An 11,132-nucleotide genomic window follows, 5' to 3' on the forward strand; every position below is an offset into this window, starting at 1 on the left:
CGGTGTAGCTTTTACCTTTACAGTCAGGGCATTTTTCACTTGCGGTCGTCCCTTCGCCGTGACATGCGGGACAAGTTTGTGAGAATGTCATGAAGCCTTGGCGCACATATACCTGGCCTTTTCCGCCGCATTGGGAACAACTGGTTACTTTGCCGTCTTTCGCTCCGGTCCCTTTACAGGTTTTACAGGAGCTTTTTGAGGTGAAACTCACCTCTTTTTCGCACCCGAATACCGCTTCTTTGAAGCTGATACGCATTTCGACGCCCATGTCGAGAGGGAATTTGTCGCTCGGAGCGCGCGACTGGCGTCTGCCGCCTCCGGCGAATCCATTGAACATCTCTTCGAAAATACTGCCGAGGTCGTCGAATCCGCCGCTGCTTCTGCGTCCGCCTCCTCCTTGCAGACCCTCTTTGCCGTAACGGTCATAGAGCGCGCGTTGCTGATCGTCGCTCAAAACCTGATAGGCTTCGTTACAGAGTTTAAATTTATGTTCCGCTTCGGGATCGTCCGGATTGCGGTCAGGATGGTACATTTTTGCCATTTTGCGATAGGCTTTTTTGATTTCATCCCCATTGGCGCTTTTGCTCACTTCTAAAATTTCATAATAGCTCAATTCTTCCATCGAAGGCTCCACACAAATGTTTTTTGCGAATTATACCGTATAGAATCGAGTGTTAGCTTAATTGAGTCGTAAAGACTAAACTATTTCTGGAACAAGCTTTGCTACAATACGTTTATGAAACGTTCTCTAGAGAAATTTAACCGCCTCGTCGAGGCACTCCAGCAGCTTCCGACGATTGGACAGAAATCGGCGACCCGTTTGGCCTATCATATGGTAATGAACGACAGTTTCGGTGCCTTGAAGCTGGCACATGCCATTGAAAACGCGATTACAAGCCTCAAAAAATGCCGTTCATGCGGCGGTTTGAGCGAAGACGAATTGTGCGAGATATGCAGTGACGAGCGTCGTAACCATGAGATACTGTGTATCGTCGAAAATGCCAAGGATATCTTGACGTTCGAAGAGAATGCACTCTTCGACGGACGTTATTTCGTTCTCGACGCACTGGATGAACTCGATTTGTCGCATCTGCGCAGTATTGTCCAAAGCGGTATTAAAGAGGTTATTTTCGCATTGACGCCTTCGATCGCCAATCAAGGGGTGATGCTTTACATCGAGGATAAACTCTCCGACTGCGATGTCCGTTTCAGCCGTATCGCACAAGGGGTTCCGACAGGAGTAAGCCTCGAAAACGTCGACATTCTTTCGTTGACCAAGGCGATGGAAGACCGCGTCGGTATTTGAGAACAGAGTAGAGAATTATTGATAAAAAGAGAAAAGTTTGCAAATTGCCGAATTGCTCTTGACATTATTACTAATTAGTAATATATTCTCTTTATGAAAAAGTTACCGCAATTTGATGAGAATATTGCTTTATCGCTGTCAACATGGGTAGAACTTATGAAAGCCTTTTCGAAGATACGTTCTCTTGAGATGGAACTTATAGAAGCAAACGGATTGACAATCGGGCAGTTCAGTCTGCTGGAGCTTTTATATCACCGCGGTTCGCAGAGCGTAGGGGCTGCAACGACTCTGGCTATGTCGACACCGGGAAATATGACGGTTGTGGTCAAAAATCTTGCAAAGCAGGGGATGATCGTCGTCGACAAAGATCCAAAAGATAAGCGGATCTCGACTCTCTCGATCAGTGAAAAGGGGAGCGAGCTGATGAAAAACCTATTTCCCGAACACGCGAAGAGGATCGATCGTTTTCTATCGGGATTGGACAATGATGACAAAGAGGCCGTGAAAAAACTGTTGCGAAAATTGAATAAATCGCTTAAATAGTTTTTTTACGAATAAACTACTAATTAGTATTAATAGGAAATACGATGACAAGACGTACATTTATAGGAGTTACGATGGTAGGGATAGAGAGATTATTGGGTGGTTCGCAGAGCGATTCTATGGCTCCGGCACTGTTTTGCGGCCACGGTTCGCCGATGAATATCGTCACGGATAATGCGTATACACGAAGAATGAAAGAAATCGGAACGTTATTGAAAAAGCCCAAAGCGGTATTGGTGATATCGGCGCATTGGGTGAGTGACGCTCTTTTTGTCTCGACGGTAGAGCATCCCGAGACGATTTACGATTTTTACGGATTTCCTCCGTCGCTGTACACGATTCGATATCCCGCCTCCGGTGCACCGGAGATAGCCAATAGTATCGTTAATAAGTTAAAAAGTTTTGCTGCTGTCGCCGATCCCAAACGGGGATTAGACCATGGGGCATGGAGTGTTCTAAAACTATTGTTTCCCGATGCGGACGTTCCGGTATTCCAGATGAGTCTCAACCGCCGGTTTACCCCCGAGCAGCATTATGCTCTGGGAATGGAACTCTCCGCTTTACGTAAAGAAGGGATTATGATTCTGGGCAGCGGCGATATCGTCCATAATCTCTATCAGATCGATCCCGATCCGAATGCCCTTAAGGCACCGTGGGCAGAAACGTTTGAAGCCAAGATCAAAGAGGCATTATTGGATAACGATTCTGCGACTTTGATCCGATTTAAGGAGCTTGGAAACGATGCCAAACTGGCATGTCCGAGCGACGAGCACTTTTTGCCGTTGTTGTATGTCGCAGCCGCGACGGCACATGAGAGTATCGATTTCGTTTACGAAGGATTCGAGCACGGAACAATCAGTTTAAGCAGTTTCGGCAGCAATCTGACCAAAGGAGTTCTATGAAATAGCGTTTCTTTCATACCGTCGATAGCATTAAAACAAACACACAAAAAAGGATATACCATGAAAAAAATAGCACTTCTCTCCGCCGTATTGGCTCAATTGGCGTTTGCCGCACCCTATAGTGTCGATCAGTCGCATTCAAATGTAGGCTTTAAAGTCAAACACATGATGGTGTCGTCCACCAACGGAAAGTTTAAAACCTTTAGCGGAACCTTCGACTATGACGATAAAACCCATGTCGTGAGTAAGCTCACAGGAAAAATCGCCGTGTCTTCGATCGATACGGACGAGCCTAAACGGGATATTCATCTCAAAAGCGCCGATTTTTTCGACAGTGAAAAATATCCGGAGATCACCTTTGTCGCAAAAGGGATAAAAGGGGATAAAATGATCGGTGATTTGACGATCAAAGGGGTAACGAAAAGCGTAGCGCTCGCCTATGATTTCGGAGGATCAAGTATCGATCCGTGGGGAAATAAACGCGTCGGTTTTGAACTAAGCGGTACGATCGACCGACGCGATTTCGGCATGGTATGGAATAAAGCGCTGGATGTCGGCGGAGTTGCCGTTTCGAACGATGTGAAACTCTCCGTCGATATCGAAGGGATTGCACAAAAATAACACTCCGAACGCTACATAAACTTCTTGGTTTTACTGGTCGCTTCCGCGTTTTGCGGATCGTCCGGCCAGTAGTGTTTCGGATAGCGCCCTTTTAACTCTTTTTTGACATCCCCATACGAGCTTTTCCAAAAGCCGACCAGATCCCGTGTAACCTGTATCGGACGGCGTGCAGGAGAGAGCAGATGCACCAGAAGCGGTAATCTCCCCTCCATAACGCTCGGATGACGGTCGAGTCCGAAGACTTCCTGAATCCGCACAGCCAGAACAATCGATTCGGGATCGGAATAATCCAGAGCGACGGCAGTTCCGGTCGGAGCGGTAAAATGGGTCGGAAACGATTGTTCCAACATCTGTAATTGTTCCCATGAGAGCGATGAAGCGAGGATTGTATACAAGTCGAGGCTCTCACAGTCGCGCAGGGAATCGTGGCGATCGAGATGGGGTAAAAGCCATGATTCGAGAGTATCCAGCAGTACCTGATCGCTGAAATCGCCGAATGCGCGTTCCGGAATGTGGTAATGGAGACATTGGAGGCGTTGGCGCAGGCTTAGTGCTTTGGGCGACCAGGGGAGAACCTCCAATCCGTGTTTTCGAATCCCTTCCAAGAGAGATTGCCGAACCAAAACACGATCGAGATTTTCCAATGGTCGCGATTCGACGACGATTGCCCCCACTCTTTGTATTTCTCTCGCCTCCACCCGCATCGTTTCTGCGTTCCATATGACTGTATTATCCGTTTCGAACGATGCAGTGAGATAGGTTTGCATATCTTCAAGCCGGAGGGGAGCGCAACGGTAGATTTTCGCTACGGTGCCATCACCGTCGCTTTCGGCAACGACAAGCCACTCTTGTGCGGTCAAATCGTCTTCTCGGGAAAGAATCGCTTCCTTACCGTTGCTGAGAAGATATTTGTCCCCTTTTGGAACACGAATCCTTCCGATCCGATCGGGATAGGCAAATGCCAGAAGAACCCCCACCATCGCATCGGAAAAATCGTCGCGTAAGCGAAGCAAAGAACCGATTCGGCTTGCAAGTTCACGGGCGGTTTTGAGGATGGCATCGACAGCTTCGTTGGAAGTATGGGGAGAAGATTTGCCCGATAATCGCTCATAAAGAATCCAGAACCGTTCGCGCATATCCGACATACGGCGATCATTACGGGAAACGATATCCCGTTCGCTCAGCAATGCCGCAAGTAAAATGGCTTCACTTTCCAGCCCTATCGCAGTACTTTTTAGAATCATATGTGCCAAACGGGGGTGTAGCCCCAGAGCGGCGATTTCATTACCGTGCCGTGTTGCCTTTTTGTGTTCATCGACGGCTCCTAGGTTTCGCAGCAGATCTGAAGCGTGTTGTATCGATCGTTTGGGCGGGGGATCGATCCATGAGAGTTCCTCTTCTCCCCAGAGTGCCAGTTCGAGCGCCAAAGGGGTAAGATCGCACAAAACGATCTCGGGATCGCGGTGGGGGCTTAGGCTATGATGGGCCTGCTCGCTCCATAAACGGTAACATTTACCGCTGCTAAGCCGTCCGGCACGGCCTGCTCGCTGGTCGGCGGAGGCGCGGGATATTTTTTGCGTTACGAGACGCTGCATACCGCTTTGGGGATCGAAGCGGATAACCCGTTCCAATCCCGAATCGATGACGATACGGATTCCCTCGATGGTGAGGCTGGTTTCGGCGATATTGGTAGTGAGGACGATTTTGCGTTTTTCACAAGGGGCGATCGCGCGTTCCTGATCGGCTTTGGAAAGTTCGCCGTACAAAGGACTAATGAGGATATCCTCTCCGCAACGGCCGGTGAGAGCGCTTTGGAGTGTCTTGATCTCCCGAACCCCCGGCAAGAAAACGAGCATGTCCCCAACATCCTGTTCGAGGGATCGGGTGATGGCGACCAAGAGCTCTTGGTTCATAACTCTCGTATCGCCTAGGGGCGCAGAAGAGGGGAGATAGAGAACCTCTACCGGAAAGCTCGCTCCTTTGCTCGTAAGGATCGGCGGGTGATCGAGAAGCGTGTGCAGTGAGGCGGTGTCGAGGGTGGCCGACATGACGAGTATTTTCAGATCGTCACGCAAAATCTCCTGAGACTGAAGCGAAAAAGCCAACGAGATATCACTGTGTAGATGGCGCTCGTGAAACTCATCGAAAATGATGAGAGCGATATTTTCCAACGAGGGGTCGTTTTGGAGACGGCGGGTGAGTATCCCTTCGGTGACGACAACGATTTTGGTATGCGAGGAGAGTTTTTTTTCGGAACGTATCTGATAGCCGACCCGTTTGCCGAGGCTTTCTCCGAGCATCTGTGCCATACGGCTTGCGGCAGTACGGGCAGCGATACGGCGGGGTTCGAGCATAATGATCTGTTTGTTTTCAAGCCACGGTTCGTCCAAAAGCGAGAGGGGAACGGCGGTGGTTTTTCCGGCACCGGGAGGGGCTTGGAGGATCAGGCGGTTATGACGGAGAAGTGACTCTCTGATCGACTCCAAATGCTCGAAAATCGGCAGATCACCGAGGGAAAAACCCATGTTTATGAGGCAGGCTTTTCGGATTTAGGCGGATCAATCCTGGACATCTCCGATGCGTTATTATTTTTATAGAGGATAAGCCCCTGTGAACTGTAGACGTTGCGCGGATTCCAGAGAATCCATCCGCAGCTTCCGAAATCTTCGCTCGCTTTGATTTGTTCGCGTATCTCTTTGGCACCGTAAATACGGCGGTCAAACGCATAGTCGCGGAATGCCTGAAGCCACGGACGATAGGCCAAAGGGGAGGTTCCCGATTTTTCGAGTGCTTTGTCAAGCGAAAGTTTGACGATCTCGTAGTTGGCTTCGACCGGATTACGGTACCCCGGAATCCCCGCATTGAAGCCGGAAGGATAAAGCATCGGCGAGAGATAGTCGACATACGGCGAGAGGGCATCGACACGCTGACCGATTTCGATATCGGCGTTATGCCAGCTTACATAGCCGAAAATGTCGGCGGAGATAAAGACGTTATAAGGGGTGAGTTTTGAGCGTGCCGCTTCCAAAAATCCTGAAATCGCTTTCACCCGTTCAGCCTGTGTGTTTTCTACCGAAAACTTCACGCCCTTGCGGTCGGGAAAACGGACGTAATCGAACTGAACCTCGTCAAATCCAGCGGAGGCCGCTTCAGCAGCGATACTGAGGATATATTCGCGGGGTTCTTTGCGCGATGCGTCGATCCAATATAACCCCTCTTTATCTTTGAACAAAGAACCGTCTGTAGTTCGTACACCCATATCCGGATGGGCGGTGACATACGGAGTATCCTTGAACGATACGATGCGGGCGATAACGTAAACCCCTTCTTTGTGGAGATCGGCAACAAATTTTTTCATGTCTTTAAACAAAACGATATCTTGTGCTCCGATGGCATTGGCGGTAGGGTTTGCCGTTTTAAAAGCGATCTGTCCGCGGTCCATCTTGACATCGATGACAAGGGCATTGAGCTCTGTGGTACGCAAAAGCTCTTTGGCATTGCCCATAATTTTGGTACTCGTCGCACCGAAGCTGGAGAGGTAGATCGCTTTTGGGGTAAAGCTCTCCAAATACATTTTTCCTCCGGTTTTGTAGAACTTTCGGTTATAGCCGACGGCGCGTACGCCGATGTACTTCGATTGGGGGATACGAAAAGTTCCGTTTGAATCGGTACGATACTCTTTATTGTTGGATATGACGATTGCGTTTACAATCGGCTCTTGTGTTTGTTTGTCCAAAACGATACCCGTAGTTACCGCTCCGAAAGACAGTGTAATAAGTCCCATTAAAAGCGTAATTGCTTTCACTCTTTGCTCCCGATAAATCAATTGCGGTATCGTAGCAAAAATAAGTCCATAATTGGGAGGGATAAAGGGGGAAAATGTTAATATATATTAACAAGATGCCAAAAAGGTAAAATAATTATGTCATTTACGACTTTAGGGTTGGATTCCCGCCTCTTAAAAACACTCGAGGCAAAAGGATACAGTACCCCCACACCGATTCAGACGCAGGTGATTCCGTTGGTATTGCGCGGGCGCGATATTCTCGGAGCCGCACAAACGGGGACGGGGAAAACCGCCGCGTTCGCCCTGCCGATTATCCACAAACTCATCAGTGCCGCGAATGCCAAGCAATCGAGTGCCAGAGCGTTGGTCATTGTCCCGACACGCGAACTCGCATCGCAGGTTGCCGAGGCGATACGACTCTATGCCGAAGGGTTGGATTTGAGCTGTATCGCACTCTTCGGAGGGGCGAATATGGCGCGTCAGGCGAAAGAGCTGGGCGAAGGGGTCGACATCATCGTCGCTACTCCGGGAAGGCTGATCGAGCTGAACAAACAGGGGCATGTCCCGTTGTCGCGTATCGAATATCTGGTTTTCGACGAAGCCGATACGATTTTCGATATGGGCTTTATCCGGGAAGTGGAACAGATCATCGATCTGCTTCCGCTCAAACGGCAAAATATGCTTTTTTCGGCGACGATGACCGGTGCGGTCAAACAATTGAGCGAAAAGATTCTTAAAAAGCCGCTGCTGGTGGAGATCGACAACCTCAAAGCCGCCGATGCGACGATCCGTCAGGTGGTTCATCCGGTCGAAAAAGAGCGTAAAAAAGAGCTCTTGTCTTTCGTCATCGGTTCGAACAACTATCCTCAGGTGCTCGTCTTTACCCGTACGAAAGCCGAAGCGGACGAAGTCAGTGCCGAGCTCACCGCGAGCGGACTCAAAAACGTGGTGATCCACGGCGATAAAAAACACGGTGCCAGAGATCGGGCACTCACTGAGTTTCGGGAAGGTAATACCCGTATTCTCGTCGCAACCGACATCGCAGCGCGCGGACTGGATATCGAAGGGCTGGACGTCGTCATCAACTACGACATTCCCCATGTCAGTACCGATTATCTCCATCGTATCGGACGGACGGGACGTGCGGGCAAAGAGGGATTGGCGATCACGCTTCTCTCTTCGGCAGAACATATCTCATGGAAAAAAATCATTACGATGCTCGGTAAAAACGTCGAGACGATTTTGGTTCCGGGATTCGAACCGCCTGCCGATAACGCACTGGTAAAAACACGCGGTAAAAGCCTCTCGAAAGAGGGTGAGAAAAAAGGAAAAACTGCCGGAGCGTTCGGAAACAAACGCAAAAAAGAGCCCGTACAGCCTAAATTCGTCGGCAAACGGGGACCGCGTGTCGCACGTGATGAACCTGCTCTCAAGAGCGGGTCAGCCAAAGACAGCGCTTTTGGCAATAAAAAACCTTCACCGAAAAAATCGGGCGGACGGGGAAGATAATAGATTGAACATAATATGTTACAATCTCTCTATCTAAAGAAAAGGGACACGGATGCAAAAAGATCAAGCTCTTGGCATTCTAAAGCAGTTTAAAGATGATTTTGCCGATCGTTTTGGAATCATTCGTATTGGTCTTTTTGGATCCACTGTCCGTAATGAAGCGACATCAAAGAGTGATATTGATGTAGTGGTAGAGACGAAAACTCCCGATATGTTCGCTATTGTTCATGCAAAAAATACCCTTGAAGAGCTTTTCCATACCAATGTCGATGTTATCCGCTATCGCGAAAAAATGAATCCTTATCTCAAACAAAATATTGAGAAAGAGGCTGTTTTTGTTTGACAATCATCAAGTCCTTATCATTCTCGAACAAATCAATGAAGCGCTAAAAACGGTTTTGAGCCGTTTTGAAGTCGTGACAGATAGCAACTATTTTACCGATTCTCCGGCTGGAAAAGAGAAGCTTGACGGTATTTGTATGCAACTCATCGCTATTGGCGAGAGTTTAAAAAATATAGACAAATTGACGGATAAACAATTGCTCCAAGAGTATGCCCAAATCGATTGGACGGGTGCAAAAGGGGTGAGAGACGTCATCTCTCATCACTATTTTGACATTGATGCCGAAGAGATTTTTTGGATTTGTGATCAACAGATTAAACCGATGCAACTAACGGTAGAAAAAATTATTAGTGACCTCAATGCTACAGATTTCCCACACCGTTAGCATCCCCGACTCCGAGATCGAGATCACGGCCATCCGTTCTCAGGGAGCAGGGGGGCAAAACGTCAACAAAGTCTCTACTGCGATTCACCTCCGCTTCGATATCAACGCCTCAAGCCTTCCCGATTTCTACAAAGAACGGCTCCTAGAGATTACCGATCATCGTATCACGAAAGAGGGGATTGTTAATATTAAATCCCAAGAATCGAGAAGTCAGGAAGAGAACAAAGAAGCGGCGCTTGAGCGTCTCAGAGAACTGATCAAAAGCGTCACCGTCATTCAGAAAAAACGCAAACCGACCAAACCGACCCGTAATTCGCAGAAGCGGCGGATGGACAGCAAAACGAAGCATGGAAATATCAAAAAGATGCGGGGGAAAGTGGATAAAGGGGAGGGGTAATGAGAGACAAATACAAAGGTTAAAAAAATTCCCAACATACATGCTGGGAATTCATAACGGGATTTTAGTCGTCGTAGTTGAGAATCTCTTCAATCTCTTCCGGCGTTGCCGCTTCAATATCCAAGATTTTTCCTTCAAAAACGAGATCCTTTCCCGCGAGTGGATGGTTACCATCCAGCGTAGCGTGGTCTCCCTCTATAGCCGTGACAGTATAGATGATGACATCGTCACTGTCTTCGTCAAAATATCCGTCCACTTCCATACCGACGCTCACTTCCGCAGGGAGTTCGCTGAGGGCTTCCGTGACAATGAGCTCGGGATCGTACTGGCCGAACGCTTCATTGGAAGAGAGTTTGACCGTAAAGGTATGATCGACCTCTTTTCCTTCCAATGCCTCTTCGACAGCTTTGAAAATCTGTCCGTAATTGCCGTGCAAATACGTAAGCGGCTCATCTTCCTCATGAAGAAGGTTTCCTTCTGCGTCGAGAATACGATAATCGATAGTGACGATACAATTTTTAGTGACACTCATGGGAGACTCCGTTGGTTTGGGATTTTGGATAATTCACGCTACATTATAGTACAGATAGATAATCAGACTGTATCAAAACGGTAATATAAGCATCTGTTTTTTTATCAATTTGCAGGGGACGGTGTAGAGTCGTTTAAACAAAATAGAGCTACAATTAACCTTATTACGAATGTAAAGGATAGGAATGAAAGCAATCGTCGGAGTTATAGCGGCAATCATTATCGGAGGGATCGTGATGATGTTCGCCACCCACATGAACAATGTCCCGAAACTGGACGAATCGGTCAAAGCTTCATGGGCACAGGTGCAAAACCAATACCAACGGCGTGCCGATTTGATCCCGAATCTGGTAGCGACGGTAAAAGGATACGCCTCTCATGAAAAAGAAGTTTTGACCCAAGTGACCGAAGCGCGTGCCAAAGTAGGACAAATGACGATCACTCCGGAAGTATTGAACAATCCTGCCGCTTTTAAAGCTTTCGAACAAGCCCAAGGCGAACTTAGCAGCGCACTTTCTCGTCTGATGATGGTGAGCGAGCGCTATCCCGATCTCAAAGCCGACAAAAATTTTATGGCATTGCAATCGCAGCTTGAGGGGACGGAAAATCGCATTAGCGTTGCACGCCGTGACTACATCGATACCGTCAAACAGTACAATCTCGAACTCCGCACTGTACCGGGTCGCTGGGTAGCCTCTTTCCTCTATCCCGATGAGACGGTAAAAGAGACGTTTAGTGCCGAACCGCAGAGCCAAAAAGCGCCTACCGTATCGTACTGATCGATGATACGTTTTTTCGTCTCTCTTCT

Annotated in this window: 13 protein-coding genes; 9 read left to right on the forward strand and 4 right to left on the reverse strand. The window is 48.3% G+C overall.

All coding sequences use genetic code 11. The features are described from left to right. Window positions 1-622 (reverse strand): DnaJ domain-containing protein (locus Q0389_RS02000; RefSeq protein ID WP_298691103.1); only part of this gene is annotated, 622 nt, incomplete at its 3' end. A 114-nt stretch (window positions 623-736) separates the two neighbouring features. Here Q0389_RS02000 and recR point away from each other — a divergent pair. The 4 genes from recR to Q0389_RS02020 all read left to right on the forward strand — a co-directional run bounded on the left by recR (window position 737) and on the right by Q0389_RS02020 (window position 3,372). After that, the gene (gene recR / locus Q0389_RS02005; RefSeq protein ID WP_298691105.1) at window positions 737-1,306 is read left to right on the forward strand and encodes a recombination mediator RecR; all 570 of its coding nucleotides are present in this window, start codon (window positions 737-739) and stop codon (window positions 1,304-1,306) included. 93 nt (window positions 1,307-1,399) lie between these two features. Next, a complete protein-coding gene (locus tag Q0389_RS02010; RefSeq protein WP_298691107.1) occupies window positions 1,400-1,849 on the forward strand; it encodes a MarR family transcriptional regulator in 450 nt (149 codons plus the stop codon). A gap of 44 nt (window positions 1,850-1,893) precedes the next feature. Beyond that, the gene (gene ygiD, locus Q0389_RS02015; RefSeq protein WP_298691109.1) at window positions 1,894-2,751 is read left to right on the forward strand and encodes a 4,5-DOPA dioxygenase extradiol; all 858 of its coding nucleotides are present in this window, start codon (window positions 1,894-1,896) and stop codon (window positions 2,749-2,751) included. A gap of 60 nt (window positions 2,752-2,811) precedes the next feature. Next, complete coding sequence (locus Q0389_RS02020; RefSeq protein ID WP_298691111.1) at window positions 2,812-3,372, forward strand: YceI family protein; 561 nt, start codon at window positions 2,812-2,814, stop codon at window positions 3,370-3,372. An 11-nt stretch (window positions 3,373-3,383) separates the two neighbouring features. Here the strand turns inward: Q0389_RS02020 and hrpB are convergent, their stop codons facing one another. Both hrpB and Q0389_RS02030 read right to left on the reverse strand, forming a co-directional pair. Further along, a complete protein-coding gene (gene hrpB, locus Q0389_RS02025; protein WP_298691113.1) occupies window positions 3,384-5,897 on the reverse strand; it encodes an ATP-dependent helicase HrpB in 2,514 nt (837 codons plus the stop codon). A gap of 2 nt (window positions 5,898-5,899) precedes the next feature. Beyond that, on the reverse strand, window positions 5,900-7,177 hold the full coding sequence (locus Q0389_RS02030; protein WP_298691115.1) for a putative glycoside hydrolase: 1,278 nt from the start codon (window positions 7,175-7,177) through the stop codon (window positions 5,900-5,902). Between the two features lie 117 nt (window positions 7,178-7,294). Here Q0389_RS02030 and Q0389_RS02035 point away from each other — a divergent pair, with 117 nt between their 5' ends. Genes Q0389_RS02035 through arfB form a run of 4 tightly spaced genes read left to right on the forward strand, consistent with a single transcriptional unit; the run spans window position 7,295 to window position 9,793 of the window. Then, entirely contained in the window at window positions 7,295-8,668 is a 1,374-nt protein-coding gene (locus tag Q0389_RS02035; RefSeq protein ID WP_298691117.1) for a DEAD/DEAH box helicase, read from the forward strand. 52 nt (window positions 8,669-8,720) lie between these two features. After that, window positions 8,721-9,011 carry a nucleotidyltransferase domain-containing protein gene (locus Q0389_RS02040; protein ID WP_298691119.1) on the forward strand — a complete coding sequence of 97 codons (291 nt, stop codon included), beginning with the start codon at window positions 8,721-8,723 and terminating at the stop codon, window positions 9,009-9,011. Next, window positions 9,004-9,396, forward strand: coding sequence for a HepT-like ribonuclease domain-containing protein (locus Q0389_RS02045; protein WP_298691121.1), 393 nt, complete (start codon window positions 9,004-9,006; stop codon window positions 9,394-9,396). Before Q0389_RS02040 ends, Q0389_RS02045 begins: the two co-directional genes overlap by 8 nt. Beyond that, on the forward strand, window positions 9,371-9,793 hold the full coding sequence (gene arfB / locus Q0389_RS02050) for an alternative ribosome rescue aminoacyl-tRNA hydrolase ArfB (protein WP_298691123.1): 423 nt from the start codon (window positions 9,371-9,373) through the stop codon (window positions 9,791-9,793). The genes Q0389_RS02045 and arfB overlap by 26 nt, the downstream gene beginning before the upstream one ends. 64 nt (window positions 9,794-9,857) lie before the next feature. On the opposite strand, the gene Q0389_RS02055 is transcribed toward arfB, so the two are convergent. Further along, window positions 9,858-10,325: a peptidylprolyl isomerase gene (locus Q0389_RS02055; protein WP_298691125.1), complete on the reverse strand. Its 468-nt coding sequence runs from the start codon at window positions 10,323-10,325 to the stop codon at window positions 9,858-9,860. Window positions 10,326-10,509: 184 nt separating this feature from the next. On the opposite strand from Q0389_RS02055, the gene Q0389_RS02060 reads away from it, so the two are divergent. Further along, window positions 10,510-11,103 carry a LemA family protein gene (locus Q0389_RS02060; RefSeq protein ID WP_298691127.1) on the forward strand — a complete coding sequence of 198 codons (594 nt, stop codon included), beginning with the start codon at window positions 10,510-10,512 and terminating at the stop codon, window positions 11,101-11,103. Window positions 11,104-11,132: the final 29 nt, after the last annotated feature.

This window comes from uncultured Sulfuricurvum sp., from assembly GCF_937936435.1.
Taxonomy (GTDB): Bacteria; Campylobacterota; Campylobacteria; order Campylobacterales; family Sulfurimonadaceae; genus Sulfuricurvum.